Origin of the sequence: cf. Phormidesmis sp. LEGE 11477 (assembly GCF_015207105.1) — a bacterium.
Taxonomy (GTDB): Bacteria; Cyanobacteriota; Cyanobacteriia; order Phormidesmidales; family Phormidesmidaceae; genus Phormidesmis.
This window is the reverse complement of sequence record NZ_JADEXO010000004.1, coordinates 61,434-86,685: the sequence shown is the minus strand read 5'-3', so window position 1 is coordinate 86,685 and position 25,252 is coordinate 61,434. Positions and strand designations below refer to the sequence as shown.

At 50.2% G+C, this 25,252-nt stretch carries 30 protein-coding genes; 5 read left to right on the top strand and 25 right to left on the bottom strand.

The genetic code is table 11. The features are described 5' to 3' along the window. Positions 1-70: 70 nt before the first annotated feature. Together pflB and pflA are read left to right on the top strand one after the other, a co-directional pair. On the top strand, positions 71-2,347 hold the full coding sequence (pflB, locus tag IQ256_RS02390) for a formate C-acetyltransferase (protein WP_193853897.1): 2,277 nt from the start codon (positions 71-73) through the stop codon (positions 2,345-2,347). After that, positions 2,334-3,119 (top strand): pyruvate formate-lyase-activating protein, encoded by a 786-nt coding sequence (gene pflA, locus IQ256_RS02385; RefSeq protein ID WP_193853894.1) that lies wholly within the window; start codon positions 2,334-2,336, stop codon positions 3,117-3,119. The genes pflB and pflA overlap by 14 nt, the downstream gene beginning before the upstream one ends. Positions 3,120-3,434: 315 nt before the next feature. Here pflA and IQ256_RS02380 read toward each other — a convergent pair whose 3' ends face one another. The 4 genes from IQ256_RS02380 to IQ256_RS02365 form a co-directional block, all read right to left on the bottom strand. Beyond that, positions 3,435-3,803 carry a clan AA aspartic protease gene (locus IQ256_RS02380; protein ID WP_193853892.1) on the bottom strand — a complete coding sequence of 123 codons (369 nt, stop codon included), beginning with the start codon at positions 3,801-3,803 and terminating at the stop codon, positions 3,435-3,437. After that, the gene (locus IQ256_RS02375) at positions 3,800-4,075 is read right to left on the bottom strand and encodes a hypothetical protein (RefSeq protein ID WP_193853891.1); all 276 of its coding nucleotides are present in this window, start codon (positions 4,073-4,075) and stop codon (positions 3,800-3,802) included. The genes IQ256_RS02380 and IQ256_RS02375 overlap by 4 nt, the downstream gene beginning before the upstream one ends. Before the next feature lie 60 nt (positions 4,076-4,135). Next, the gene (locus tag IQ256_RS02370) at positions 4,136-4,519 is read right to left on the bottom strand and encodes a hypothetical protein (RefSeq protein WP_228024498.1); all 384 of its coding nucleotides are present in this window, start codon (positions 4,517-4,519) and stop codon (positions 4,136-4,138) included. Between the two features lie 242 nt (positions 4,520-4,761). Further along, positions 4,762-5,025, bottom strand: coding sequence for a hypothetical protein (locus IQ256_RS02365; protein ID WP_193853890.1), 264 nt, complete (start codon positions 5,023-5,025; stop codon positions 4,762-4,764). Between the two features lie 493 nt (positions 5,026-5,518). On the opposite strand from IQ256_RS02365, the gene IQ256_RS02360 reads away from it, so the two are divergent. Beyond that, positions 5,519-5,860, top strand: a complete 342-nt coding sequence (locus tag IQ256_RS02360) for a hypothetical protein (RefSeq protein WP_193853889.1) — start codon at positions 5,519-5,521, stop codon at positions 5,858-5,860. Positions 5,861-5,988: 128 nt separating this feature from the next. Next, positions 5,989-7,017: a DUF6492 family protein gene (locus tag IQ256_RS02355; RefSeq protein WP_193853888.1), complete on the top strand. Its 1,029-nt coding sequence runs from the start codon at positions 5,989-5,991 to the stop codon at positions 7,015-7,017. A 43-nt stretch (positions 7,018-7,060) separates the two neighbouring features. Here IQ256_RS02355 and IQ256_RS02350 read toward each other — a convergent pair whose 3' ends face one another. Beyond that, complete coding sequence (locus IQ256_RS02350) at positions 7,061-7,573, bottom strand: DUF1993 domain-containing protein (RefSeq protein ID WP_193853887.1); 513 nt, start codon at positions 7,571-7,573, stop codon at positions 7,061-7,063. Between the two features lie 235 nt (positions 7,574-7,808). Here IQ256_RS02350 and ftnA point away from each other — a divergent pair, with 235 nt between their 5' ends. Continuing rightward, positions 7,809-8,345 carry a non-heme ferritin gene (gene ftnA / locus IQ256_RS02345; protein ID WP_193853882.1) on the top strand — a complete coding sequence of 179 codons (537 nt, stop codon included), beginning with the start codon at positions 7,809-7,811 and terminating at the stop codon, positions 8,343-8,345. Positions 8,346-8,372: 27 nt separating this feature from the next. Here ftnA and modB read toward each other — a convergent pair whose 3' ends face one another. The 20 genes from modB to nifD form a co-directional block, all read right to left on the bottom strand. After that, a complete protein-coding gene (gene modB, locus IQ256_RS02340) occupies positions 8,373-10,361 on the bottom strand; it encodes a molybdate ABC transporter permease subunit (RefSeq protein WP_193853880.1) in 1,989 nt (662 codons plus the stop codon). A 9-nt stretch (positions 10,362-10,370) separates the two neighbouring features. After that, on the bottom strand, positions 10,371-11,198 hold the full coding sequence (gene modA, locus IQ256_RS02335) for a molybdate ABC transporter substrate-binding protein (protein ID WP_193853879.1): 828 nt from the start codon (positions 11,196-11,198) through the stop codon (positions 10,371-10,373). Continuing rightward, the gene (locus tag IQ256_RS02330) at positions 11,195-11,524 is read right to left on the bottom strand and encodes a hypothetical protein (protein WP_193853878.1); all 330 of its coding nucleotides are present in this window, start codon (positions 11,522-11,524) and stop codon (positions 11,195-11,197) included. The genes modA and IQ256_RS02330 overlap by 4 nt, the downstream gene beginning before the upstream one ends. A 126-nt stretch (positions 11,525-11,650) precedes the next feature. Beyond that, entirely contained in the window at positions 11,651-12,655 is a 1,005-nt protein-coding gene (gene cysK / locus IQ256_RS02325) for a cysteine synthase A (RefSeq protein WP_193853877.1), read from the bottom strand. A gap of 94 nt (positions 12,656-12,749) precedes the next feature. After that, on the bottom strand, positions 12,750-13,454 hold the full coding sequence (locus tag IQ256_RS02320) for a trans-aconitate 2-methyltransferase (RefSeq protein WP_193853876.1): 705 nt from the start codon (positions 13,452-13,454) through the stop codon (positions 12,750-12,752). Positions 13,455-13,465: 11 nt separating this feature from the next. Continuing rightward, on the bottom strand, positions 13,466-13,996 hold the full coding sequence (locus IQ256_RS02315; protein ID WP_193853875.1) for a flavodoxin: 531 nt from the start codon (positions 13,994-13,996) through the stop codon (positions 13,466-13,468). A gap of 126 nt (positions 13,997-14,122) precedes the next feature. Then, complete coding sequence (locus tag IQ256_RS02310) at positions 14,123-14,374, bottom strand: FeoA family protein (RefSeq protein ID WP_193853874.1); 252 nt, start codon at positions 14,372-14,374, stop codon at positions 14,123-14,125. Between the two features lie 107 nt (positions 14,375-14,481). After that, positions 14,482-14,781 (bottom strand): 2Fe-2S iron-sulfur cluster-binding protein, encoded by a 300-nt coding sequence (locus IQ256_RS02305; protein WP_193853872.1) that lies wholly within the window; start codon positions 14,779-14,781, stop codon positions 14,482-14,484. An 84-nt stretch (positions 14,782-14,865) separates the two neighbouring features. After that, positions 14,866-15,231, bottom strand: a complete 366-nt coding sequence (locus IQ256_RS02300) for an iron-sulfur cluster assembly accessory protein (RefSeq protein ID WP_193853870.1) — start codon at positions 15,229-15,231, stop codon at positions 14,866-14,868. Beyond that, positions 15,212-15,574: a hypothetical protein gene (locus IQ256_RS02295; protein ID WP_193853868.1), complete on the bottom strand. Its 363-nt coding sequence runs from the start codon at positions 15,572-15,574 to the stop codon at positions 15,212-15,214. The genes IQ256_RS02300 and IQ256_RS02295 overlap by 20 nt, the downstream gene beginning before the upstream one ends. A 30-nt stretch (positions 15,575-15,604) precedes the next feature. Then, positions 15,605-16,489 (bottom strand): HesA/MoeB/ThiF family protein, encoded by an 885-nt coding sequence (locus IQ256_RS02290; RefSeq protein WP_193853866.1) that lies wholly within the window; start codon positions 16,487-16,489, stop codon positions 15,605-15,607. After that, the gene (nifW, locus tag IQ256_RS02285) at positions 16,486-16,806 is read right to left on the bottom strand and encodes a nitrogenase-stabilizing/protective protein NifW (RefSeq protein WP_228024497.1); all 321 of its coding nucleotides are present in this window, start codon (positions 16,804-16,806) and stop codon (positions 16,486-16,488) included. Before nifW ends, IQ256_RS02290 begins: the two co-directional genes overlap by 4 nt. Then, positions 16,803-17,039, bottom strand: coding sequence for a CCE_0567 family metalloprotein (locus IQ256_RS02280; protein WP_193853864.1), 237 nt, complete (start codon positions 17,037-17,039; stop codon positions 16,803-16,805). The genes nifW and IQ256_RS02280 overlap by 4 nt, the downstream gene beginning before the upstream one ends. Positions 17,040-17,272: 233 nt before the next feature. Next, positions 17,273-17,749 carry a NifX-associated nitrogen fixation protein gene (locus IQ256_RS02275; protein ID WP_193853862.1) on the bottom strand — a complete coding sequence of 159 codons (477 nt, stop codon included), beginning with the start codon at positions 17,747-17,749 and terminating at the stop codon, positions 17,273-17,275. Beyond that, positions 17,746-18,189, bottom strand: coding sequence for a nitrogen fixation protein NifX (gene nifX / locus IQ256_RS02270; protein WP_193853860.1), 444 nt, complete (start codon positions 18,187-18,189; stop codon positions 17,746-17,748). Before nifX ends, IQ256_RS02275 begins: the two co-directional genes overlap by 4 nt. A 104-nt stretch (positions 18,190-18,293) precedes the next feature. Further along, entirely contained in the window at positions 18,294-21,110 is a 2,817-nt protein-coding gene (gene nifE / locus IQ256_RS02265) for a nitrogenase iron-molybdenum cofactor biosynthesis protein NifE (protein ID WP_193853858.1), read from the bottom strand. Between the two features lie 2 nt (positions 21,111-21,112). Beyond that, complete coding sequence (locus tag IQ256_RS02260) at positions 21,113-21,388, bottom strand: Mo-dependent nitrogenase C-terminal domain-containing protein (protein ID WP_193853856.1); 276 nt, start codon at positions 21,386-21,388, stop codon at positions 21,113-21,115. Positions 21,389-21,448: 60 nt separating this feature from the next. After that, positions 21,449-21,742, bottom strand: coding sequence for a nitrogen fixation protein NifZ (locus tag IQ256_RS02255; protein ID WP_193853855.1), 294 nt, complete (start codon positions 21,740-21,742; stop codon positions 21,449-21,451). Positions 21,743-21,844: 102 nt separating this feature from the next. Then, complete coding sequence (gene nifK / locus IQ256_RS02250) at positions 21,845-23,449, bottom strand: nitrogenase molybdenum-iron protein subunit beta (protein ID WP_193853853.1); 1,605 nt, start codon at positions 23,447-23,449, stop codon at positions 21,845-21,847. A gap of 190 nt (positions 23,450-23,639) precedes the next feature. Continuing rightward, positions 23,640-25,094: a nitrogenase molybdenum-iron protein alpha chain gene (gene nifD / locus IQ256_RS02245; RefSeq protein ID WP_193853851.1), complete on the bottom strand. Its 1,455-nt coding sequence runs from the start codon at positions 25,092-25,094 to the stop codon at positions 23,640-23,642. Positions 25,095-25,252: the final 158 nt, after the last annotated feature.

The window sequence follows — 25,252 nt, the reverse complement described above, 5'->3', positions numbered from 1 at the left end:
CTTCGACACAAGCGGCTCGAACAATTGAAGAGACAGGTTCATTGGAAATTACTAATTAGGTAGGTGTTTTATGGTTGCTACTCCTTTAAGGTCATCGGCTTCAAAACAAGAGAAAATCGGCCAGCAGGCATGGATGGATTTTGCCGCAGGTCGCTGGAGCGAACAGATTGACGTGTGCGATTTTATTCAGCGTAACTACCGTCCGTATACGGGCGATCGCACGTTTCTGACCGACGCGACCCCTCGCACCCAACAGCTTTGGGCGCAGGTTTCGGTGCTGATGAAGCAAGAGCGCGAGCAGGGCATTTTAGACACTGATACGGCGGTGCCTACAGGCATTACGGCGCACGCAGCCGGCTATGTTGATGCGGGCTTGGAAGAAATTGTGGGACTGCAAACAGACCAGCCGTTAAAGCGAGCACTCATGCCCTTGGGCGGTATTCGCGTGGCAGAAAAGTCTCTTGAAGCCTACGGTTATGAGATTGATCCAGCCCTACACGAGATTTTTACTAAGTATCGTAAAACGCACAACGACGGTGTGTTTGATGCCTATACGCCTGAGATGCGAATGGCTCGCCATGTGGGCATCATTACTGGCCTGCCCGATGCCTATGGCCGAGGTCGCATTATTGGTGACTACCGGCGGGTGGCGCTCTATGGCATCGAGCGACTGGTGGCAGATAAGCAGGCGGCGCTGGCTGCCACCAACGTAGCGACAATGTCTGAGGCGGTGATTCGCGATCGCGAAGAAATCAATGAACAAATTCGCGCCCTCAAAGAGCTGCAGGCAATGGCTGCCAAGTACGGCCTAGACATCAGCCAGCCAGCCACAAACGCCAAAGAAGCGATCCAGTGGACATACTTTGGCTACCTCGGTGCGATTAAAGAACAGAACGGCGCGGCGATGTCGTTCGGTCGCACGTCCACTTTCTTGGATATTTACATTGAGCGCGATCTGGCCAACGGCACCCTCTCAGAATCTGCGGCGCAAGAGCTGATCGACGATCTGGTGATTAAGCTGCGTATGGTGCGATTCCTGCGTGCGCCTGCCTACAACGAACTCTTCTCTGGCGATCCGGTCTGGGTGACCGAATCTATCGGCGGCGTCGGTGAAGACGGCAGACCGCTAGTGAGCAAATCCAGCTTTCGTTTCTTGCAAACCCTGTACAACCTAGGGCCAGCGCCCGAACCCAACCTGACCGTGCTGTGGTCAGAGCAAATGCCCACAGCGTTTAAGCAGTTCTGCGCTCAAGTCTCGATTGATACCAGCTCTATCCAGTACGAAAACGACGACCTGATGCGCCCGCTGTATGGCGATGACTATGGCATTGCCTGCTGCGTGTCGGCGATGCGGATCGGTAAACAGATGCAGTTCTTCGGCGCTAGAGTGAATCTGGCGAAGGCTTTGCTATATGCCATCAACGGCGGCAAAGACGAGAAAGCAGGGCAGCAGGTCGCTCCGGTAACCGAGCCGATTACCGCCGATACCCTCGATTATGACGAGGTCATGGCCAAGTTTGATCCGACTCTTGACTGGCTTGCCAATCTGTATGTGAACACGCTCAATGTGATTCACTTTATGCACGATAAGTACTGCTACGAGCGGCTAGAAATGGCGCTGCACGATCCAGAAGTATTCCGTACCATGGCCTGTGGCATTGCTGGGCTTTCTGTGGTTGGCGACGCGCTCTCGGCAATCAAGTACAGCACTGTCAAAGTGTTACGCAATGAAGCTGGCCTAGCCGTGGATTACGAGATTGAAGGCGACTATCCCAAGTTTGGCAACAACGACGACCGCGTTGATAGCATCACGGCTGATGTAGTGACGCGCTTTATGAACAAAATTCGTCAGTGCCCAACCTATCGCAACGCTACGCCTACGCAGTCAATTTTGACCATCACCTCGAACGTTGTCTATGGCAAAAAGACGGGGAATACCCCTGATGGTCGCAAGGCGGGTGAGCCGTTTGGGCCAGGGGCGAACCCGATGCATGGCCGGGATACTAAGGGTGCGATTGCAGCTTGCGAATCTGTTGCCAAACTCCCCTACGACGATGCCCAAGACGGTATCTCTTTCACCTTCTCAATCGTGCCGCAGGCGTTGGGCAAGCAGCTAGAAGATCAGGTGAACAATCTGGTCGGCTTGCTAGATGGCTACTTTCACAACACTGGCCACCATATCAACATCAACGTGCTCAATCGCGACACCTTGCTGGATGCAATGGATCACCCCGAGGAATATCCGCAGCTCACCATTCGAGTTTCTGGCTACGCGGTAAACTTTATTAAACTCACCCGCGAACAGCAGCTTGACGTGATTAGCCGGACATTCCATGAAAGGTTCTAATCTGAATTCTCACTCTGCCTCTCATTTGGATTCTCATCTAGATCCTCAAAGAGGCCGAATTCACTCTATTGAAACTTGCGGCACCGTAGATGGGCCGGGTATTCGGTTTGTGATTTTCACTCAGGGCTGTCGTCTGCGATGTCAGTACTGCCACAATCCAGATACCCGCGACCCTCACGGCGGCAAAGCGGTGACGGTTGATGAGCTGATTCAAGAGATTAGAAAGTATCGCACATACATGAAATACTCCGGCGGCGGGGTCACGGTTTCAGGCGGCGAGCCGCTGCTGCAGCCTGAGTTTGTGAGAGAGATCTTTCGGCAGTGTCAGGCAGAAGGCATTCATACGGCATTAGATACTTCGGGGTATCCCGATTTTGAGCGCTCGAAGCCCGTTCTAGACCACACCGATCTGGTTCTGTTGGATATTAAGTCTTTTGATCCAAAGACGTATCATCAAGTGACACAGGTGTCGATTGAGCCGACGCTACACTTCGCCAAATACCTCAGCGAAATTCACAAACCAGTGTGGATTCGCTTTGTGCTGGTGCCGGGTTTGACCGATGCGCCTGATAATATCGCAGGCGTAGCGCAGTTTGCTAGTAGCCTCAGCTCTGTTGAGAGAGTAGACATTCTACCTTTTCATCAAATGGCTGCTTATAAATGGGAGATGATGGGCTACCATTATCTGTTAAAGGATACGCCTACACCCACCGCTGAGCAGGTTCAGCAAGCAGTTGATATCTTCGGGCAGTATGGCTTGAGCGTGAGTTGATAGGCTCCCACAAGGTGCCGAGAGAGTACAAGAACTTGTAGCATCTTCTATGACTTCTTTTATGGAGAGCGAATTCCTTTCGTCTATAGCTTTCCGCGCTTTGCTTACTACACCACGAAAGGCTACACCCTTTGTTCTATAACGCAAAGCGCCATAGCAGCGGTAGGAACCCGCGTCGTCGTACGGCGCTAGCGGTGAGACCCCGCGTCGCTTTGCGGCGCTAGGGAATGCTCACCAAGACAGGGAACGCCTACCAAGAAAAAGTGCGTAGGCTCTGCCTTCTCGAAGAGTATGCATCCGCACTTTGCTATAACACTACAAGGCTTCAATCTTCACGCTACCTCCCTCAATAGCATCAATCTGCAACCTATGGCCGTAGAGTAGAGCCATACCAAGCAGAGGTTCCGTTTCTGATTCTGCAATATAAATTTCGCGGTACTGTCCGTCCCAAATCACATTTGCGGCGTATAAATCAAACAAAGTTTCGCTGCCATCACCCAAAGTTACGATGTCAGAAGCACTCCAGGGTAAATCGAGGGCGGAGATGATCGAAGATGGCAAAGAAAGAAATCCACTGAATCCGGTATCGATTACAGTATCAATCACCTGCTGTTGTTTATTCATATTGCCAACCACTAGGGGAAGCGTTGCCTCGCGGCGTAAATTCACAACCCCGTAAATCATAGATTGTGCTTTAGGCTCCGGGCTCCAAAGTGATCAACAGCGCGATATCCGATCCGAATCACCCAAGGCTGAGCGTTGGGATATTGCTCAAATAGGCGATTGGTTGCGGGTATGACATTTTCATCGACCTCGAACTCTCCGGTTTCGATGTCGATTGCTACAATTTTGCCTTCGTTTCCAGCTTCAACCTGCTGCCGAATGCTAGATTCGTACAGTTCTAGCCCACGCCGAGCCAACTCTTCTTTGCTGTAACGTCGTTGACGTGCCGCCATAGTATTTACCTTACTGTAACTCACCATTTCTATTCTAGTTTGGCAAGTCGATTAGGGAAACTATTCTTCAGATTTCTGAAAACCTTTCACATTGGTTTTAATAATGCCCAATCCACTCCAAAAAGCCTGTGGATAGTTTAATTGGGCATTCTCTTGGGAGTTTGAGTTGAGTTCATAGCCGTCTTCGAGTTTCGAGTATGTGACAGCGCGGTAAATAGAACTATCCCACCCACCCATATGCTTTCTAAAGGCTGACTCATTTAGCGTATCTGGATATGAACCAAATCTAAGTTTGTGCAGCTCAATAAGAGAGATAGCACGCTTAAAGTTTTGGTCTGCATGACCTTGATCGAAGTTCCGACGCAACTTCTTTCCAGAATTGGACATATGATATGCAATCTGGAAAGGAGCAACAATAATCGCAAATATAAGCCAAAACGCCATCCAAGGGATTGTTAAGAGAGTTCGCAAAATAAGCGGTAAGCGAGCTAGCAAATTATTCAAGAATCTTATACAGTTTCTGTAACTTCGGTCAGTTAGACTGCTCTAAACATGCCCTGTGCAATATACGCGCTAACGTCGATCTGAGCGGCGGCCAGTATTTCTTAATTGCTGTCTAGATTTTCAATCCGTCCGCTCCTGCATAGCGTTATGCAGCATTTTGTCTGGCCATTCAATTGCTTATATTACTGAACTGGAATGATATCAAAGGTATCTTGATTGCCAATACGGTAGAATAAAAAGCCTGAATCAAGAGTTGGAATTTGTCGAACGCCTGTCCGTTCGGTTGCTAGAGCTAGTGATGCATCTGCTAAATCTATCGGTCGATCCTGATACTTTCCCATTAGCTCAAACAAGCGACTGTAATCACCTTCTTGAATCTCATAAGTCACTAACAATTTGTCTAAAAACAGTTTGTCCAAAAGTAGTTGCCCTAGCTGCTTTTGCATTTTCCATCCACCCCTGTGATCGCGCCGTTTACTAGTGCGTTTTAAATCATCCTTGCTTGCTTGAAGCTCTTGATTCCTAGTCTATTAACCGTGAGACAGGGCTATCGAGCGTTATCTACGCTAGCCATCGAAACAAACTAATAAATATAGTCCGGCAAATACTGCCTCTCCAACTATCGCTATCCATATCCCAGAACCAGCTGTTCCTCTAAAAAACTCGTAAACGCCATCCCCTAAATGACACGTTTTTCCATATAGGCAATCAAGCCACCGATATCCGTTTATCTAGATTGAGAGCGCTAGGTACCTCAGGTAACAATACGCCAGCTAATAATTACACCAGAATTGGTCGTATCGTTTCTGTATTGTCGGCGTCATCTCTTTCGTCATGTTTTCCTTATATTCTTACTGTACTCTGCAACTGCCTCACAGGAAATTTAAGCTGGGGACTTAACTTCTCCCCACTATCAAGTAGCCTTTTCTTAAGAAAGACATGACAAAGCCTATCTCGGTGGCGATTCGAGCTTTTATCGATACCTTCGACAGTACTCTTTTGGCTGATGAAGATCTAGATCATGTACTCGAAACCGTGTGTCTCAGCGCTGGCTTTGAGGACTTGCTGCTATCTCTGATTGAAAATAATGCCTATGCGCCTGAGCTAGGCCAGCAGTTTGCAGTCGCTGGCGCGATTAGAGGGCTGGCCCCCTGTCGTCGATTGCGAAGCGGATTGAACACACCTGTAGGCAGTTCCTTGAACTTGCTATCGAAGCTGCTATCGGCCTTCGATTTAGTGGTTGGGTTGGCCTGGTCTAAGCTTGCCTTGCGGGTGCAGTAGTCTTCTTTTGCCCGTCGTCGGCGGCTGACTGTATTGCTGCAGGGCTAGAAGCAGAGTTTCACGCAGACCTAGCCGATCGGCTGGTTGTGAGCAATCCTGCTTACTGACGTTTAAGTAGAGACTTTAATATGTCACAAGAGATATTTGACGTTGTTATGCCTCTTTTCAAAGTCAGGTGGAATACCTGTGCGGTTTTGGAGGGGCTAACTTACCACTACTCTCCTCGAACTATTCATATCATCACCCCCGCTGAGGAGGTGGATATCCTAGCAGACATTGCTAGAGATAGGGCGATCGCACCCCTACAGATTCATCCAGAGGAAGTCTTCTTTCAACCTTTAGGACTAACGAAGGCGTCTATCTGTGCGGAACTTGACCTAGGGAAGTCTCTCTACACCCCCGGTTGGTTTTACCAGCAACTGCTCAAGTTAGGAGCGTTTGAGGGGATCGCTGGTTTGAGCGAGTGGTATCTCGTTTGGGATAGCGATCTGCTGCCAGTGGCTACCTGGCCCATCTTCACCACGGCAGCAAGCGGCGGCCTAAAGCATACCTTTGCGCTGCTGCAGCATAACGGCTGGGGCAACGCCAGCATTGTCTCTAAGTGGGAAACCTGGATCAATGAAGTACTAGGCGTTCCTGCTGTAACGGACCCGATGGCCACTTTCATTCCTCATCACATGTGGTTTAAGCAGGCGCATCTAAAGTCTTTTGGTCAGCGCATAAATCAGTTTTTCAAGGCTAACGATCACTGGCTCTGCCTGATGATGCGATCGGCGAATCAGTTTGGCACTTTTGGCGAATACTGGTGCTATTCTTCTTGGGTCGTTAGTCAGGCTTCTGAGGATCTGTCCTTTCATCTCTATGAGCTGTACGGCGCTACCACGGAGCGCTTTTTTGATGATGGTACCGGACTCTTTTCCACCGCGCTGCGAGATTATTTGGTGAAGCAAGCTAACCCTGTCAGTGATGCTCTGTTCCCCGCTTACCGCGAAATCGATGATTTTATTCGGGCGGCGTACGGTGCTGATGCGCTGCCTTCTTCACTCTCTTTTGAGGGCAGTCCTCGCCATCTGAAGAAGGATGAAGAGAATATGCACATTGAGGAATTGCGATCGCGATGGAATCTACGCAGTGTAGAACCAGCCCCCACTACCTAAACGATATGGTTGAAGGAAAGGTATCCCTTTCTAGTTAAGGTTTCTACGCCTGCTTGATGAAGGGCACCAAATGCGTCATGTAGTCTTGTTTCCCAATAGAGACACCCGCCATCCGCAGAATGTCATAAGCCGTGACTAGGTGAAAGTAAAAGTTTGGCATGAGAAACTCACTAATGTAAGACTCACCCGGCAGCTTAAGGTAGTTTCCTTGCCCTAGCTCAATACGTGCGGGCTCTTCTGTCTTGGCGTCTTTAGCATTAATGCTTAAAAGCAGCGCTTTGGTATTGGCGATATGTTCGTATGCTTGCTCAAGAGAGTTGACCTCTGGATCTAGATTGTCCATGGGTTTGCCATCACACCATAGAGCAAAGTTGCGTGGCTGATTGCAGCTGAAGGCAATCTGGGTGCTCAGCGGCAGCATATCATCTGCAATTCGCTTTTGCAGGAACGACTCGCCGTCACTGAAATGAGTCTGAGCCATCTTTAAAAGGTGTTCGAGCGTTGTGAGGCGACTGTCGAAAATTGTTTTGGTTGAATCTATGTTCTGGCTTTTCATTCTGTGATTCCTTTGGCGTAACTCTTTAAGATCGAGCTCATCCCAATCCACCTTTAGACTATGCGATCGCGCCGCATAGCACATCGGCAGCTGAAGTTTTAGCCACCTATCCAAACAAGCGAGAACACCTCACGATCTTGTACTACTTGAAAGGCCAAACTAGGATGACTAATCAAAGTACTCTTCGACGTTCAAAACTATTAGAATGTTAATTGATGTCTGGGAGCTAGCGCTTATGTTGTCTGAACCAATGATCAATCGGCTAAACGAGCAGATTAATCTAGAAATGTTGTCGTCTCATCTTTATTTGCAGATGAGTTCTTGGTGTGCTTATAAAGCCTTGGATGGGTGCTCGGCATTGCTCAGCCAGCATGCGGATGAAGAAATGGCGCATATGCGTCGCCTAATCGATTATCTACAAGAAACGGGAGGGCTGGCGCTAGTCGGCGGTATGCAAGCGCCGCCCAAAGAGTTCAACTCTCTGCAAGAAATGTTTGAAAAGGTCTATGCTCACGAACAATTTATCACCAGCAAGATCAACGACCTTGTGCATCTTGCGAACACAGAGCCCGACTATGCCACGCTGCAATTCTTGCAGTGGTATGTTGCAGAACAGCACCAAGAAGAGTTCTTTTTCAAAAGTATTCTAGATAAGATCACGCTGATTGGCCTAGAAGATCGAGGTCTCTTTTGGATTGATCGTGAGATCGCCGCATTGGCAGCGTCTGGAAGCAAAGAGGTAACTGCAATTGAGTCAACACCCCAAATCTAGATACCATAGACAAGCAGATATATACCCTCACCTACCTTCATCAGTCAACAAAAGTAGCCGCAGCGGGTCTAAGCGGACTCGCCAAGGCAACGGCTGATCTTTTAGCCAGCGCCACTTTTCTTTGAAGACTTCTGCTTGCAAATGGTAGTCTTGCTCTCCATTCGCAGGACGGTGCAGCTTGAGGTAGAGCGTCATTCGGTGAGGAGTTTCGCTGGTGGCGGCTAGCCAGCAGTCAAAGGTGTTGGGTAAGGCGTTGGGCAAAGACGCCGGCTCTGGTCTTAAGAACGTGATTTGATGGGCGCGGATGCCGACTTGGGTCAGATTCGCGGCCACGGGTTCAACGGTCTCAAGACGGCACTGCCAGCGCTGAGCTTCGATGGTTTTCTCGTCTATAGCAACGGCGGCAGAGAAGTTTTTACAGCCAGTGAGCTGGGCGACTCGAACCGTTCGAGGCTGTTCAAAAATGTCGTGTTTGGGATTGTGAGCGATAATGCTGCCCTGGTTGAGGATTAATAGCTGGTGGCAAATCCGATAGGCTTCTTCTAGATTGTGAGTCACTAGCAAGGTGATGCCGTGGTAGCGCTGTAGACGGAGGCTGAGCTGCTGTTCGATTTGGCTACGCAGGTGGGTATCTAGGGCAGAGAAGGGTTCGTCTAGCAGTAGCGCTTCGGGCTCGCTGGCTAGGGCTCTGGCTAGAGCGACGCGCTGTTGCTGTCCACCGGAAAGTTCGTAAGGGTAGCGCTGGGCCAAAGGTTCTAGCTGAACGGCGGCGAGCTGTTGGCTAACGGCAGCTCTGACTTGCGCTGGAGATAGCTGTTGCGGTAGGCCAAAAGCAACATTTTGAGCGATGGTGAGATGAGGAAAGAGCGCGTAGTTTTGAAAGAGAATGCCAACTTTGCGATCGCAGCTGGGCAGATTGATCTCTTTTTCTGAATCGAACAGCACCCGGCCATTCAGCACAATTCGACCCGAATCCGGTGTCTCAATTCCTGCAATGCACCGCAGAATTAGGCTCTTCCCCGCGCCAGATGCACCCAAGAACCCCAGCGGCTTTTGATCGTCAGCCACGAAATTGACAGCTAACTCATAGTTAGATAAACGCTTGCAGATGTTGACTTCTAAGTAAGGCTGGAAGTGTGGCCGGATGAGTGGTGGTGCGGTAGCCAACGGCGTCGATGTCAGCGGTAAAGAGGTGGCTTGTTCTTTGCGACTAGGTGCTTGCTGATTAGGTGCTTGCTTGAGTCGACGCGAAAGTCTGGGTAGCCCTCCGAACGGTACTCTGGGCGACAGTCTGTTGAATCGTTGGCTAAAGCGCTGGCTGAATAATTGCTCGCATAGTTTTCTCAATGAACCATACGGCTGTAGCCGACGCTTGGCCGAGCTATTGACCACCAAAATTCCGCCTAGCGATATGCCTAAAACCAGCGCTGACCAAAAGGCTGCTTCACGAAAGTCCCCACTCTCTACCGCAAAGTAAATCGCCATCGGCAGCGTTTGGGTGCGGCCCGGAATGTTGCCAGCTAGCATGAGCGTAGCGCCAAATTCTCCTAATGCGCGGGCAAAGGCTAGGGTGATACCCGCGAGCAGTCCGGGAAGAGAGAGCGGCAGCGTAATCCGAAAAAAAACGGTCTGTTCTGAAGCGCCAAGGGTGCCGGCGGCTTGCTGCAAGCGACTATCGATCTGCTCGAAGGCGCTCAGCGTAGTTTTGTACATCAAAGGGAAGGCGACCACCGTGGCAGTAAGCACCGCTGCGTACCAGGTAAAAACAACATTGATACCGGTGTAAGACAACAGTGCGCCAAGCGGCCCGTTTCTCCCCAATAGCAGCAGCAGCAGAAAGCCCAAGACCGTCGGCGGCAGCACCATAGGTGCGAGAAAAAGACCTTCTAAGAGCGAGCGCCATCTTCCCCGATATCGCTGCATGAAGTGAGCTACCACGATGCCTAATGTTCCGGTGATCAAGGTGGCGATCGCCGCAATTCGCAAGGATATCCACAGCGGAGAGAAATCAATCATCTTTGAGGGTTACAGCCTATCGAAGCCAAATTCTACAAACGTTGACTGGATCTGCTCACTGAGAAGAAAGTCAATAAAGGTTTGAGCGACGTCAGGCTCGGCAATGCCTTCTACCGCTGCAATCGGATAGACAATTGGTGAGTGACTCTGTGGTGGCACCGTGCTGAGCACTTTCACTTTCTCAGAAAGCGCCGCATCGGTAGCATAGACAATTCCTAGCTCGGCGTTACCGCTTTCGACAGCGCCAAGCACATTGCGTACGGTATTGCCAAAGACAAACTTAGATTGTAGCGGTTCTAACATCTGAAAACTTTTCAGCGCCTGCTGTGCATACTGGCCAGCCGGTACGCTGCGAAATTCTCCTACCGCTAGGCGATCAATCAAAGGATTGATTTTGGCACTCTCTAGCTGAGACAGCTCGGTGATAGCTAGCTGAGAGTCAACAGGTGCAATCAGCACCAGGCTGTTGGCCAGTACATCTCGGCGGGAGGCTGGGTTAATCAAACGCTTGGCGGCTAACTTATCCATTTTCTCGGTAGCCGCAGAGAAAAAGATATCAGCGGGCGCACCTTGTTCAATTTGCTGTTGAAGTGCGCCAGACGATCCAAAGTTGTATTCGATGGTGATATTGGGATATGCCTGGCTAAACTGCGGTGCGATCGCGTCTAGAGCATCTTGTAGGCTAGCCGCTGCTGAAACCGTAAGCGTGGTAGCAGGTGAGGGAGCGGTTGACGAAATATTTTGGGTAGTGGCCAAGGGCACCCCCGTACAGGCACTCAACATGAAGGAGGCGATCAATCCGACTAAAAAAGGTGGAATAAATTGGCGACGCTTCATAGCTTTGCGGGAATTTCTGGTGAGTCTGCGGCTGGACTTGAAGTTGAGGCTTGAGCCGAGGCTTGATCTGTTGGATAAAGCCCCAGCTGGTGACTCAGCTCGCGGGCAATAAACACGAGAAACTTAGCCGAATCAGGATTATCGTGATGGGCAAAATAGCTAGCGGCTCTCATCAGTGCTTGGACAAACTCTCCATTGAGCAGGTCAGTTTCGCTATTAAGGATCTCAGGTTCTTTTCCGTTAGGGCACTGCAGCAGCCGATCGATTAATCTCAAATGGCGAAATTGAAGCGAGTCTTTTTCGGAAGTATTCGATGAGTCTGTCATAGGAGTTCTAGGAGGAATATGCTCCAAGCTAAACAATTGAGCTAAACCACTAGGGATCGAGGAATTAAACAATTCGTCTAAGCTATTGCTTCTTGTTTGATCCTCGATCCTAAGCTAAACAACAAGCTAAACAGCAGAATTAGTCGCTAGATATTCGAGCGGTAAGCTATCGGGTATCAAGGAAGGAGCAGCGGGTTCTAAATCCTTGAACAAGACAGTGCTGAGGTAGCGCTCTCCAAAGCTAGGCTGTACCATCACAATCAGCTTGTCAGCGTTTTCAGCCCGCTTACCCACTTCGATGGCAGCAGCCAGGGCAGCTCCGGTAGAAATCCCAGAAAGCAGACCTTCTTCTCTAGCAAGCCGACGGCCAAAAGCAATGGCCGCTTCGTCAGTAACAGTGACGACTTCATCGATTAGATCAACGCGCAGAATATCTGGAACAAAGCCAGCCCCGATCCCCTGGATTTTGTGTGGACCTGCACTGCCGCCCGAGAGAACAGGACTGCTCTCAGGTTCTACTGCGATCGCCCGAAAAGTCTCTTTCAGGGCCTTTAGCCGCTCGGCTATGCCGGTAATCGTTCCACCTGTGCCCACGCCTGCTACCACGATATCGACTTGACCGTCGGTGTCAGCCCAAATCTCTTCTGCGGTTGTTTCTTGATGAATTTGAGGATTTGCTGGGTTTTTGAACTGTTGAGGAACAAAGGCATCGGGCAACTTGGCCGCGATTTCTTCAGCGGCTGCGATCGCACCGCCCATTCCTTGATTTCCCGGCGTCAGCACTAGCTCTGCGCCGTAGGCTTTTAGCATAGCGCGTCGCTCCGTGCTCATGGTTTCAGGCATCGTCAAGATTAGTCGATAGCCCTTTGCCGCTGCTACCATCGCCAGCGCAATGCCTGTATTTCCAGAAGTAGGTTCTACTAGGACTGTTTTACCAGGAACAATCGCGCCAGCGGCTTCAGCCGCTTGAACCATATTGGCCCCAATTCGATCTTTGACCGAAGCCGCAGGATTCATCCCCTCTAGCTTGACCAAGATTTGAGCAACGCAGCCCTCTGCTTGAGGAATTCGATTAAGCTGTACCAGCGGCGTACGACCGATCAGCTGGGTGATGTCTTTCGCAACTTGCATTACGTTCTCCTAATTATCTTCAAGCTTCAGTTTAGCGACAGCAGGCGGATGTGATGAGCAGATGTAATGAGAGTGGCGGACTGGTAACGTGAGCTTATACCCTAGATAAAGGCCGCCGCCGAGCAACAATGTTGTAAATATGCCAGTGTTTTTCTTCTCCGAGCGCGGTTTTACCGGGATGCTCTTCTTCATCCAGCAGCTCTATATCAAAAGGGGTCAGCAGCTGTTCGACTTGCGATCGCGTGTGGTGGCTGCGGTTGGGATAGGCTATCCACGAGTCGCGATCGCCAAACAAATGTCCGCAGAATCGCCCGCCCGGTCGCAGCGCCATCGTTAGCTTGTGCCACAGGGTCGGAAAGTCTCCTAGGGGGCAAAAGGGCAGACAAAAGCTAGCATTGATCAAATCGATATTGGTGGGCAAGTTTAGCGTTTCGAATCGCTGTACCTGTGTGGTGAGACGGGTATGGTCAAGATCTGTGCGCTGGTGCAGCCGGGTAATCGCTTCTGGCTCTCCATCGATACCCAACACTAGCCAGCCTCGCCGGAGCAGCTCCACCGTATCGCGGCCATTGCCGCAGCCCAGGTCTACCGCGAACCCAGAAGCTGCTGTAACTTTAGACCCGGCTACAGAAGACTCAACTTCAGCTGACGGTAGGGCCGCAGCGAAGGCGTCAAGCGCTGCTATCAGCGTTGATCGAGGAGGGCGATCCGCCACCGCTTGATAGTAGTCAGTCCATGGATGATGACGCCTGCCTGTTGAAACTTTGGCATCATCACTCAAGTCGCTTATGAGATTCATACTCGCCTCCTTCAAGCCGCTAGGGCTGGAAAGTCCTGCTTCAATAGGGTGAGCCAGTCGGCAATCCGCTGGTCTGTTTTATCGCTTTCATTGACTTCATCGAGCGGCAGTCCAACAAACTTACCCTCTCGAATCGAGCTTGAATGTTCAAAGCAATAGCCTTCGGTCGAAACTGCACCGACTAGCTTGGCACCCAAAGCTTTGAACTCGTCGTAGAGCGTACCTAATGCGCCCACAAAGTGCTTGCCGTGACCATCACAATCGCCTGCTCCAAACAGCGCGATTGTCTTCCCAGAGAAATCTGGTTTGTCGATCTCCATATCAAAGAGCGGCTCTCGCCAGTCATTTTGAACTTCGCCAGCGCCCCAGGTAGAGCAGCCGAGCAACAGATAGTCGTATTTCAACAGATCTTCAGCATCGTCAAAGTCTTCTTCCATACTGTACAAATCACAGAGGTCTTCGCCGATTTCAGCCTGAATTTTTTCTGCGATCTCTTCAGTAACACCGGAGGTGCTGCCATAAAAAATTCCAATGCTTGCCATTTTTGATGACTCCTATCATTACAAACTGCTAACTACAAACTTTTAACTGCAAGCTTCTAACTACAAGCTTCTAACTGCAAACTTTCGGCATGACTTGATATGAAACTGCTCAAGCCGTTCAGCCGTTTAGCAGGTGCGAGTCCGTACATAGATTGCCTGCATCATGGCTTGGGTCAACACCACCGAGCTCACCCGAGTTTGAACAATCAGCCTGGGAAAGCGTTGTTCTAAGGTAATAGAGATACCAGGTGATAATCCCAGCCGTCTGATTTGATCGGCTACGGTCGGATCGCTATCTTGTATTCTTGCAATCACGCCGCGATCGCCTGCGTGTAACATATTCAAAGAAGTCGCAGCAATGATAGAACTTGTCAACATAGATAGTCTTTCACCTAGCGAAATGGACTCTGCGAAATGGACTCTGTGGAATAGAATCCGCAATATAAACGCTGCGAAACAGACCTGGAAAAACTGAACAACCTGGTCTAGATTAAGTAGGCTTCCATATGAGTTTTAATCGTTAGATCTGAGCGGGGATAGCTGGTACACAGTAGGGCAAATCCCTTTTCAATTTGTTCGTCTTCTAGAAAAGACTGATCTTCTTGATCGACTTCGCCTTCAACAATTTTGCCAACGCAGCTAGAACAGGCTCCGGCCTTGCAGGTGTAGGGCAAATCGATATCGTTCTCTTCTGCGGCATCAAGGATATAGACGTCGTCGTCTACGGGAATGGTGACATCGATCTTCCGCTTCTTATTGATTAAATGAACTTGATACGTTGCCATAATTAACTCTCCCAATAGATTCCAAAGGTTACGGTATTCAATCGATAGCTCCCGCTTGAATGATTTTTCTTAAACGCAGCGGCTTTAAGTGCAAGGCACGCCTGCTGGGCCACAGTCTCCGGCTTGGAAAGACTTGCCGCAGCCACAGGTATCTGTAGCATTAGGATTAGTGAACTTAAAGCCGCTTTCCAGTAAGCTATCGATGTAGTCCACCACCACCCCGTCTAGTAGCGGCGAGCTTTTGGGATCAACAAACACTTTTAGGCTGCCGACTTCTGTTACTTCATCCTCAGGGTTAGGCGCATTAGCGATTTTGATGTCGTATTCGTAGCCGTTGCAGCCACCATCTTTAACGGCAAATCGAACCCCTCTAGTAGAAGCTGATGCAGCAGTACTACGAACAAAGGTGCGTAGCCTCAATTCGGCTAGTTCAGTTAAGGTAACGGTCATGAGAAGTTCCTCTTGGGTATTGTCGAGAATAAGGCTGGGGATATCTGGGTGCGTACTGAGGGCAAGTAGAATAGTCAGAGCCATCAGACTGCCGTGAGCAAGACTGCCGAGAACAGAGGGCACGCTCTATGAGCAGCTTGTGCTTTTCAACAATCACTGGATATAGCATGACGCTCAGTAAAATGAGGCTCTTGACTAAAACAGAAGCCGTTGTTAGCCCTGCAATTAGGCAGGCCACACCCACCAGACCTGCCAGCACGCGACCAACTTCGTTTGGCTGCGTTCGTGCCAATCGTAGAGAGAGAACGGTAAGACCCAGTAGGACAAAGGTAAGTAAAGACATTGGTCGAAGAAAGAATTTAGCAGGGAGAGTTCAGAAAAGAGAAACAGGTGTGGAAGCTGGAATGCGATCGCCTAGAGCAGGCGACTGGCTAGGCGGATCGCTGTGGGCTGCGTCATGGCTGGCTAAGTGGCGATTAGCTGAGCCGCTAGATGCGCGGCTAGATGCGCGACTAACAGCGCCACAAACGGCGCAGTCAGGGTCGTGGTAGGGACGACGCTTGGCGAATTCAGCGCGGGCCAAATCCATCGTCAGCAGCTGGCCTAAGAGCGGTTCACCCAGTCCAGTAATCAGCTTGATCGCCTCTAGCGCCGCGAGACAGGCGAGCGTGCCAGAGACAGCGCCAAGGACACCAAATCCCCAGCGATCCCAGGTAGGTTTTTCAGGAAACAAACAGGTGAGACAGGGCGTTTCTCCAGGGACGATACTGGTCAAGTAGGCTTCCATGCCGTTCATGGCGGCCTCTATCATCGGTTTGTTTTGGCGTACACAAGCCGCGTTGAGTAAGTCTCTTTCTTTGAAATCGAAGGCGCAGTCGAGGGCGATATCGGCTGGCTGCAGCAGCGTATCGATGTTGCGATCGCTAACGTACTCGCAGACTGCTTCGATTTCAATATCGGGATTGAGCTGGGCGAGCGTTTCTTGAGCCTTGAATACCCGAGGATGACCCACCCAGTCATCGCTCATCAGCACCTGGCGGTTTAGATCGTCCCGCTGGAGATTGCCGCCTCTGACTAGAATCAGCTTGCCAACCCCTGCCACTGCTAGGTACAGAGCGGCAGTTCCCCCCAATCCGCCTACCCCCGTTACCAGTGCGGTTGTATTTTTTAGCTGAAGCTGGCCGGCCTTACCTAAGCCCGGTAGCATTATCTGACGGCGGTAACGTTCGACCTCGGTAGGCGTGAGGAGAGTGTTCATGATTCCACTTCGATATCTGAGACCATTACGACGTTGTTATGCTTTTCTTTGAACACTTTGAACAGCTTTTGTTCTACGGGTGAAGAGCTAAGGAACAGATCGTAAGCAGTTTGAAGCGCCTGTCTATAGGCACTTAACGTCTGGGCGTCATTTTGATTCTTATCAATATCCTGTGCTAGTTCTGAGAATTTTCGCAAAATGTGTAAGCGATTGATATTCAGAGTTTGGGAATCGTATGATAATTCCAAGAAATCAAAATACTCTTCCGCATCCTTCAGCCGATTGAACTGAGATACGGTTTTCGGCAAAGTATTCATGAGTGGGCCTCCAAAGTGTTGAGACGTTGTTTCAGCTCACGTAGCTGACAGTAGATGTCGTAGGTGCGGGCAGCAGCTTCGGGAAGCTGTTCGAGATTGACAGGTAGCCCTTCGGCGATGTCGTGCAGCTCCATCTTCATTTGGCCCGCTTTGCTGTTGAGCCGGCGGATCTGCTTTTTGAGGGCTTCAATGTCGAGGGCTTCAATATTGGTAGGGACGGCGGTTTGAGGCATGGCAGTAAGCGTGAGCGTCGTAATGAATAAACAGAAGAGATAAACCAAAAAATTTGGGTTGTATCTAGCTTAGGATCAAGAATCAAACAAGATGTACAGTTTCCGAGCCCTAATCCCCAACCCTTCTCCCGGAGGAGAAGGGGGCCGGATCTAGCTCCCTCGCCCTTTGGGAGAGGGCTGGGGTGAGGGTGCCAAGAAGCAATAGCTTGGACAAATTATTTAATTTTCGATCTTTAAACGTCGCAAACTTCGGGGAAGCGCTGGGCTAAATCAACGCCTTTTTTGACCAGCTTCTCGCCTTCAGCGCTAAGTTTTTCTAGAGAATCGAAGCCGAATCGGTGGGTATCTCTCAAAGTTTTGGAAACGAGAATAAGGCGGCCAGAGAAGACCAGGGCCCAGCCAAAGCCTTCGTGGCTAAGATCGACGACAACTTGAGAGAGCTGTCCAGTTTCAGTTTCAATGCGGATGGCGATCGCACGATAAAAAGCAAGAATTCGCGATAAGGTGAGCGGATCGACCTCTCCTTCTACAGAGATCGCTCGCCGTTCTTTTTTAGAGAGAATATAGGGTTTGATCAAAAGCTCATCTGCCCAATGACGGTAGGTGCCATAGGCATCGTTGGCTCGAATCTGTTGAACTAAGGCTTTTAGCAAAGCGGAGCTATCGATCACAACTGCCGGATCCAAATCGGCTGTAACTGCAGAACTCATACTACAATCTCCTCCACAACAGTGTTGATCGTATCTTCGAACTTATCTTTAGCCAGAGTCTTGTCTGGTTGACCTTTGAGTAGCGCTTTTCTTAGCCAAGGCGGCGGGCTACCCTGAAGCGTCTGCACCAGGCGAACCAGCAGCTCTTGAATGTCGGCATTTTCAGTTTGAGGTTTGATCGGTACGATGTTGCGTCCTATTAGCCGCGCCGCCGCGCCGCCACCGATGGTAGCCACGTAGACAATCGTGCAGCCTGCTAGCGCTTTGAGTTTGGGTGCTAGCTTGTCTTCATTGCCGTCTTGGTCAAGATTGCCGCCAAAGGTAAGCGCCTCTACAAAGCTAGACCCTTCGGTATTTATTTCATAGACATCGATCTGTTTGGCCGAGCCAAAATGGGCATCGATATGAACAGAATCGCTAGTAGCGAATGCAACTTTCATAGAATTGTCTCCTTTTTGCAAGATTATCTACAGGGTTTGTGAGCTTTTCTCTAATTTTCTTCAGACCTTTTTAGATCTTTTAGATCTCTTCTGTGGTTCTTTTTCTACAGTCCCTCTCGCCAAGTGTGAACTTGAGCATGGGCATGGGCTTCATCGGCTGCCATAAAGATGTTGCCAATATCGAATAGCAGCCGGGTAGTACCGTCGTAGCTCACGCTACAGCGGTGGCCATTGCCTAGGCGGTCAAAGATTGGAAAGCCCATACGATAGAGGGGAATATCTAACCGTTGAGCGATGGATTTAGCGCTAGAGCCAGCAATTAATAAATCCGACCCTTGAGCCAGTTCTTCAAAATCTTCTAGATCGCCGATGGTGACGGTATCAACGGGCAGATTTTTCAACAATTTTGACTTTGTTGTTGTGACGGCAGCTTGAACTTCGGCTCCCATCGTGGTGAGCCACCAGGCCAGGCTATGTAGCAAGTCAGGCTCTAGCGCTAACGCCACTTGCTTATGTCCAAAGAAGAAGTGGGCATCGAGAATGGCATCTTGAAGTTGACGCCGCTGCTGACGGAACTTTTCAGGCACAGGCCGATTGCTAATCTCGCTGAGCGTTTGCACAAAGCTATCGACGGCTGATAGTCCGGTGAGAGTATCAAACAGCTTGAATTCGGTGCCAAATCGCTGCTGTAGAATCTCGGCAGCTAGCTTCATGCTGTGGCCTATCGCTAGGGTAAAGGCCGAAGTATTGAGAGATTTTATTTGGTTAATAGAAGTGCCGCCACTAGTGTTGCCAGCGTAGCTGCTATCGGTCAGGTGGCCGTCAAGCGAGGTGGAAAGATCGGGCAAGACAACAGGATTGAGCCCAAAAGCTTTTACCATGTCTTTGATGGCTTGTGCATCGCCGGGAGCCAGCGCGGGACCCGCTAGCACAGTTACTTGAGACGGCAGCCCTGGCATTGCGTAGCTGTAGAAGGGATCGTCTGAACCGTCAGTTGAGCCATCGATCTGTCTATCTTGAGTGCGATCGCCTGATGGAATATCTCGAACAATCGCCTCAACTGCAGCTGCGTATCCATCTTGGAGAGCGCCTTTAAAGTCGGGGGTTGAGGCATAGGCAATAGGCAGGGTGGCGATTTTTGGATTGCGATCGCGCAATCCTTTCAAGATCCCTTGCATATCGTCTCCGCGAGTTTCCGTTAGCCCAGTTGTACACAGTCCAACAATCTCGGGATTTGACTTTTCTATTAGCGTCAAGATAGCGGTTTCTATATTATCTTCACCCCCCAAAATAGTAGTCACTTCGGTCATTGCCGTGGTTGACAGCGGAATTGCTTCTCTAAAGTGTCGCACCAGCATCACCTTCGCAAAGGCGGTGCAGCCTTGAGAGCCGTGCAGCAGTGGCATCATGCCTTTGATGCCCAGGTAGGCAAGGGCCGCACCGAGCGGTTGGCTCTGTTTAAGCGGGTTGACGGCAACGGATTTGCGACGGGCGAGAACTGTTGTAGGCGTTGCCGGTGAATGAGGGGAAGTAGAGGGGGTAGAGGTTTGTGTGAGATCCCAGGGGGCGGGCGATCGCACCTGCTGCCAAATTGGACTATGCAGTGCGCCATCTAGCTCTTTGGCCATTTCCACCATGCCGACATAGCCTGCATAGGGATGATGACGTTCCTGGTTAATATCTAAAAATGGAATTCTTGCTTTTAGGGCTGTGTACTGGTTGCGTCCCCCGGCAATCAGCATGTCAGCATTGGTTTTGGCGATTACCTCCAAAAGTTTTTTGGCATTGCCTTTGTCCATCATGATGCCACCAGTACCCAGCAGCTTTTTGATGCGGGCTTTATCTTCTTCTGTACTTTTTTTAGAGCTAGTCGCAACAACATCGACACCTAAATCTTTTGCCGCCGAGATAATCGACCAGCTTTTGACACCGCCCGTATATAGCACAATGCGCTTGCCTTTCAGCCGCTGCCGATAGGGCGCTAGTGCCTGATCGAGCTTGGCAGTTTCGGCCTGGATCAGACGTTCGGCTCTAGTTTGCAACTCGGTATCACCCAGCTTAGCTGTAACATTTCGCAGCAGGCGATTGACATCTTCTACGCCGTAGATTGATTCTTCGATGTAGGGAATGCCATAGCGCTCCTCCATCTTATGCGCCATGTTAATGAGCGCTTTAGAACAGATCATCACGTTAAGCTTGGCCCGGTGGGCGCAGGCAACTTCGTGATAGCGAGCATCCCCTGTAATCTTAGAGAGAACGCGAACGCCTAGCTTTTCCAACAGGGGCAGTATGCCCCACATCTCTCCGGCGATGTTGTACTCGCCAATTAGGTTGATGTCATAGGGCGTAATATGCTCTGGTTCCTCGGTGCCGACGACATGCTCTAGCAACGCCTCTCCGCCGATCCGATTGCCCAGATTTTTACTGCCGACAAACCCTGGCGAGGTGACAGGGACAACCGGAATGTCAAACGTCTCACTCGCGGCCTGACAGACTGCCTCTAAGTCATCGCCAATGAGCGCTGTGACGCAGGTAAGATAGACAAACACCGCCGCCGGACTGTAGCGTGACTTAACCTCGTGAATGGCTTTGTAGAGCTTCTTTTCTCCGCCGAAGATAATGTCGTTCTCACTGAGGTCGGTGGTAAAGCCCATTTTGTAGATCATTGGGCCAGAGGATAGGCTACCCCGAGAGCCCCACGAATTTCCTGAACAGGCGATGGGGCCATGTACGAGGTGGGCTACGTCGGTGATGGGCACCAGTGCAATACTGGCACCATCGAAGGCACATCCCCCTTGCGCTGCGCCGGGCTGGGCCGTTTGTTGGCAAGCTTTGTTCTTACCTTTTTCGCCTTTTTTATGATTATGTTCACAGCCCGGCTGGGTCAGGAGTTCATTGATTTTGCCAGCGCTCATTTTCATGGTTATACACCCTGTTCATACAAGAAGTCAGCCGCCCGAAAGCGAAGATCGACCAGTTCATCTGCTAGCGGATTGACCTCACACAAAGATGGCACGTGCAGGCAGTGACCCAACAAGATCAGGTCATGTCCGCTAGAGCAGGTATTGGGCACCAGCCGACAAACCCACTGGGCAAGGCGGACGTTATGAACTTCGAGGGCGTTTAGCCACGTTCGCACAGGCGCTAGCGGATGGACTAGTAAAGTGGATGGTTTGAAGGGTGAGGGTAGGAAACTCATGAGACTACCTCCGAGTGTGAGAAAACGTGTGAGGGGAAAAGATGAACAAGATGAAAGCTTTTACCAGTCTTCTTGTTCGATCAGCGGTGGCCAATCTTCGGCTAGCTCTAGCTCGCGGCCTAGACAGCCAACCACCTGGTTGGATTCGAGAAAATGAACCGAGTAGATATAGGCTCTTTGTAGGTAAGTGCCAATGCTGACAATAAAACCAATGTCGCCTGGCTTAGCGAGCAGTGCTCCTTTGTCTTTGCCGGGGAAAGTGCCATCGTTGCGAATTTTCTTGAGAATTTTCACGCGGCTACCTAATTCAAAGCTAGGGGCGGAATCAATTTCGATTTCTTCACTAAGGCGCATGGGAAGAGAAGGATGAAGTAGGAACGATGAATGATGAATGATGAATGATGAATGGGGAGTAGTGAAAAGGAGTTCCTAGTGTGTCTACTCCCCTGTTTGTATCTAGCGAATTAGATCGAAGGAGATATCTGTCTTCGCTGGTACATTGGTCTGGCGATCGAGTTCATCGAGGATGGTGTTGATGATCCAGTTGAACTGGTTGATCGCGCCTTGATAGCCCAAGGTGGCGTAGCGGTGCATGTGGTGCCGATCGAAGATCGGATAGCCAATGCGAACTAGCGGTGTGCCTGTGTCACGCCATAGATACTTGCCGTAGGAGTTGCCGATTAGCAGGTCCACTGGCTCAGTGAACATGAGCGATCGCAGGTGCCACAGATCCTTCTTGCCCCAGATAGTGGCATCTTGGCCGTAAGGACTGTTGGTTAGCACCTCACTCAGTTCAGCCTCAAAGTCTGTGTTCGAGTTGGTGACTACGATATGCACTGGCTCAGCGCCCATCTCCAACAAGAACTGAGTGAGATTGAACACATGGTCAGGATCGCCGTAGAGCGCGACTCGCTTGCCGTGAATCCAAGCTTGTGAGTCAGTCAATGCATCGACAGCGCGGCCCCTTTCCTGCTGAAGCTCTTGAGGAATTGGCTTACCAGTAATCGCAGAGAGATTCATCAAGAACTCGTCTGTTCCTTTGATGCCAAAGGGACGGAAGTTGTAGGTTTTTTGATCCCAAGTTTTGGTAATGGTCTCTTGCGTTTTTGGCGTGGTGTACTTCTGGAAGAAGAACGTGCCTTCGGCATTGATCGAATCGGCGGTATCTGCCAACGTGGTTAGCCCGTTGTACATTTTGAATTCGCCAGTATTAGGAGAATCAAATGTATCTGAATTATCAGAGAGGATGGTGTAGTCGATGCCGAACAAACCTAGAATTCGCTTTAGCTCGCGGATGTTGCCGATGTATGGATCAAAGCCCAGGTTAAAGTTGAACTTGCCGTTGGTAGTGTCAGCTTTCTTGTCTTTAGTTAGCGTGTTTAGGATGCTTTTCAGCATATTGTCGTATCCGGTGATGTGGGAGCCGACAAAGCTAGGGGTATGAGCGAAGGGCACTGGCAGCTCTTCTGGAATATGACCTTCTTGCTTGGAGGTGGTCACGAATGCACCCAGGTCATCTCCGATGACTTCTGCCATGCAGGTTGTACACAGCGCAATCATCTTAGGATTGTACAGCTTGTAGGCATTCTCCAGCCCTAGCTTCATGTTGGCTAGGCCACCAAATACGGCGGCATCTTCGGTCATAGAAGAAGAGACTGCCTGAAAGGGCTCTTTGTAGTTGCGAGTAAGGTGGGTGCGAAAATAAGCGACGCAGCCCTGCGAACCGTGGCTGTAAGGCAATGTGCCCTCAAAGCCAGAAGCAACAAATAAAGCGCCCAAGGGCTGACAGGCTTTCGCCGGATTGACAGTCAGCGAGGTCCGCTCAAAGTTCTTTTCGCGATACTCCCAAGACTTTGTCCATTCAGCGACTTCAGCCACTTTCTCATGAGAGTGCGCGCCTTCATACTGGCGCTTGTTGGCGAACAAGTCCTGGTACTCGTCGTTAACAAAAAGATCGAAATGGTCTTGGACTTTACCAGGCTCACCCACCGGAGCTTCGGCTTCATTGGCAACAGGTTCTGTGGGGGGCGTGTTTTGAGTATTGTCAAGGTTATCAGTCATGATGCTCTCCTTTTTGAGAGAAAAATCTATACAAAGAGAATTCAGGTGCGAAGAGAATTCGAGTAAAAAGAATTCGAGTAAAAAGAATTCGAGTAAAAAGAATTCGAGTAAAAAGAATTCGAGTATGGGTTTCGGCTTCGCTCAGCCCGCAGGCGGGGAGCTTAGGACTCCCCCACCGGAGCGTTTATAGTCAAGCGGCTGCTGTCTCCCAAGGGGTTTTGATCAGCGACCAGGTAGGATTGTTGATCGCCAAGTCCATATCACGGGCAAAGACTTCAAATCCTTCATAGCCGTGGTAAGGACCGGAATAATCCCAGGAGTGCATCTGGCGGAAAGGCAATGCCATTTTCTGGAAGACGTACTTCTCTTTAATCCCAGCAGCAATTAGATCGGGTTGAAGCTTTTTGGCAAACTCTTCAAACTCAAATCCGCTGACGTCGTCATAGATCAAGGTGCCTTCTTCGACATAGTCAGCAGTGCGCTTGTAGTCATCAGCATGGCCAAATTCATAGCCTGTGCCAATTACTTTCATCCCTAAGTCTGTGAAAGCTGGGATGACGTGACGAGGGCGCAAGCCACCGACCATCATCATCACTGTTTTACCTTCTAGGCGGGGGCGATACTTGGCAACAATGCTGTCCATGCGAGCTTGGTTTGCGGCAATCACTGCTTCGGTTTGCGCCTGAATCTTTTCATCAAACTGAGCCGCAATCTTTCGCAGCGACTTGGCAATCTGCGTGGGGCCAAAGAAGTTGTACTCTAACCAGCCAATGCCATACTTCTCTTCCATGAAGCGGCAAATATAGTTCATCGAGCGATAGCAGTGGATCAGGTTGAGCTTAGCTAAAGGTGCCATCACCACTTCATTAAAAGAGCCATCTCCAGAGAACTGAGAGATTACCCGCAGGCCCATATCTTCCATCAGCTTGCGACTGGGCCAAGCGTCACCACCAATATTGTAGTCACCGACAATGTTGACATCGTACGGGCCAGGCTCAAAGCCATTCGGCAGCTTGCGGTATTCGTCGGCCTTGGGCAATACCCAGTCGCGCACGGTGTCGTTGGCAATGTGATGACCTAGCGATTGCGAAACGCCTCGGAAGCCTTCGCAGCGAACAGGTATCACGGGCTTACCGGTTTCTTTTGCTTTTTCTCTGGCAACCGCTTCAATGTCGTCTCCAATTAGACCTACTGGACATTCCGATTCAATTGTGGTGCCTTGACTGAGGGGAAAGAGTTCTTCGAGTTCGTCAATAATTTTCTTGAGCTTTTTGTCACCGCCAAAAACAATGTCTCTCTCTTGAAAGTCAGAGGTGAACTGCATGGTACCAAAGGTATCGACTCCGGTGGTACCCACGTAATAATTGCGCCTACCTGACCAGGAATAGTAGCCGCAGCCCACCGGACCGTGGCTGATGTGAATCATGTCTTTGACAGGTCCCCAGACTACCCCTTTGGCTCCTGCATAGGCGCAGCCACGAGTAGTCATTACACCGGGAACAGATTTTTTATTAGACTTAACGCCGCAGTCAGAGGCTTCTGCTTCTTTAACGCCGAGGTGCTTGGAACGTCGCTTTTTACCTTTCTCGGGGTACGCTTCTAGCACCTCATCAATGAGATCTTTTCTATCTTCTACAGTAGTCATAATGCCCTCTCAGTAAGTGTAGGGAGTTGTGAGATTAGGATGGGAGTAGCGGCGGTGCTAAATCAGTATGCGTTTAGCTTTAGTCGTGGATATTGAATGCTGGTTAGTTGCTTTGGGAACCGACCCACCCCGTCACTACGTGCCATCCCTCCGAGGAG

What these genes read in the sequence shown, in the direction of transcription:
- modA (WP_193853879.1), bottom strand. Translation starts at nt 11,198, where the DNA reads ATGAAGCGTCGCCAATTTATTCCACCTTTTTTAGTCGGATTGATCGCC.
- IQ256_RS02290 (WP_193853866.1), bottom strand. Translation starts at nt 16,489, where the DNA reads ATGAACACTCTCCTCACGCCTACCGAGGTCGAACGTTACCGCCGTCAG.
- IQ256_RS02305 (WP_193853872.1), bottom strand. Translation starts at nt 14,781, where the DNA reads ATGGCAACGTATCAAGTTCATTTAATCAATAAGAAGCGGAAGATCGAT.
- IQ256_RS02330 (WP_193853878.1), bottom strand. Translation starts at nt 11,524, where the DNA reads ATGACAGACTCATCGAATACTTCCGAAAAAGACTCGCTTCAATTTCGC.
- IQ256_RS02350 (WP_193853887.1), bottom strand. Translation starts at nt 7,573, where the DNA reads ATGAAAAGCCAGAACATAGATTCAACCAAAACAATTTTCGACAGTCGC.
- IQ256_RS02310 (WP_193853874.1), bottom strand. Translation starts at nt 14,374, where the DNA reads ATGTTGACAAGTTCTATCATTGCTGCGACTTCTTTGAATATGTTACAC.
- IQ256_RS02320 (WP_193853876.1), bottom strand. Translation starts at nt 13,454, where the DNA reads ATGAATCTCATAAGCGACTTGAGTGATGATGCCAAAGTTTCAACAGGC.
- pflA (WP_193853894.1), top strand. Translation starts at nt 2,334, where the DNA reads ATGAAAGGTTCTAATCTGAATTCTCACTCTGCCTCTCATTTGGATTCT.
- IQ256_RS02375 (WP_193853891.1), bottom strand. Translation starts at nt 4,075, where the DNA reads ATGGCGGCACGTCAACGACGTTACAGCAAAGAAGAGTTGGCTCGGCGT.
- ftnA (WP_193853882.1), top strand. Translation starts at nt 7,809, where the DNA reads ATGTTGTCTGAACCAATGATCAATCGGCTAAACGAGCAGATTAATCTA.
- nifK (WP_193853853.1), bottom strand. Translation starts at nt 23,449, where the DNA reads ATGACTGATAACCTTGACAATACTCAAAACACGCCCCCCACAGAACCT.
- IQ256_RS02260 (WP_193853856.1), bottom strand. Translation starts at nt 21,388, where the DNA reads ATGAGTTTCCTACCCTCACCCTTCAAACCATCCACTTTACTAGTCCAT.
- IQ256_RS02315 (WP_193853875.1), bottom strand. Translation starts at nt 13,996, where the DNA reads ATGGCAAGCATTGGAATTTTTTATGGCAGCACCTCCGGTGTTACTGAA.
- IQ256_RS02255 (WP_193853855.1), bottom strand. Translation starts at nt 21,742, where the DNA reads ATGCGCCTTAGTGAAGAAATCGAAATTGATTCCGCCCCTAGCTTTGAA.
- IQ256_RS02355 (WP_193853888.1), top strand. Translation starts at nt 5,989, where the DNA reads ATGTCACAAGAGATATTTGACGTTGTTATGCCTCTTTTCAAAGTCAGG.
- IQ256_RS02280 (WP_193853864.1), bottom strand. Translation starts at nt 17,039, where the DNA reads ATGCCTCAAACCGCCGTCCCTACCAATATTGAAGCCCTCGACATTGAA.
- nifD (WP_193853851.1), bottom strand. Translation starts at nt 25,094, where the DNA reads ATGACTACTGTAGAAGATAGAAAAGATCTCATTGATGAGGTGCTAGAA.
- IQ256_RS02295 (WP_193853868.1), bottom strand. Translation starts at nt 15,574, where the DNA reads ATGTCTTTACTTACCTTTGTCCTACTGGGTCTTACCGTTCTCTCTCTA.
- IQ256_RS02360 (WP_193853889.1), top strand. Translation starts at nt 5,519, where the DNA reads ATGACAAAGCCTATCTCGGTGGCGATTCGAGCTTTTATCGATACCTTC.
- IQ256_RS02380 (WP_193853892.1), bottom strand. Translation starts at nt 3,803, where the DNA reads ATGATTTACGGGGTTGTGAATTTACGCCGCGAGGCAACGCTTCCCCTA.
- IQ256_RS02365 (WP_193853890.1), bottom strand. Translation starts at nt 5,025, where the DNA reads ATGCAAAAGCAGCTAGGGCAACTACTTTTGGACAAACTGTTTTTAGAC.
- cysK (WP_193853877.1), bottom strand. Translation starts at nt 12,655, where the DNA reads ATGCAAGTTGCGAAAGACATCACCCAGCTGATCGGTCGTACGCCGCTG.
- modB (WP_193853880.1), bottom strand. Translation starts at nt 10,361, where the DNA reads ATGATTGATTTCTCTCCGCTGTGGATATCCTTGCGAATTGCGGCGATC.
- pflB (WP_193853897.1), top strand. Translation starts at nt 71, where the DNA reads ATGGTTGCTACTCCTTTAAGGTCATCGGCTTCAAAACAAGAGAAAATC.
- nifW (WP_228024497.1), bottom strand. Translation starts at nt 16,806, where the DNA reads ATGAATACTTTGCCGAAAACCGTATCTCAGTTCAATCGGCTGAAGGAT.
- nifE (WP_193853858.1), bottom strand. Translation starts at nt 21,110, where the DNA reads ATGAAAATGAGCGCTGGCAAAATCAATGAACTCCTGACCCAGCCGGGC.
- IQ256_RS02300 (WP_193853870.1), bottom strand. Translation starts at nt 15,231, where the DNA reads ATGACCGTTACCTTAACTGAACTAGCCGAATTGAGGCTACGCACCTTT.
- IQ256_RS02275 (WP_193853862.1), bottom strand. Translation starts at nt 17,749, where the DNA reads ATGAGTTCTGCAGTTACAGCCGATTTGGATCCGGCAGTTGTGATCGAT.
- IQ256_RS02370 (WP_228024498.1), bottom strand. Translation starts at nt 4,519, where the DNA reads ATGGCGTTTTGGCTTATATTTGCGATTATTGTTGCTCCTTTCCAGATT.
- nifX (WP_193853860.1), bottom strand. Translation starts at nt 18,189, where the DNA reads ATGAAAGTTGCATTCGCTACTAGCGATTCTGTTCATATCGATGCCCAT.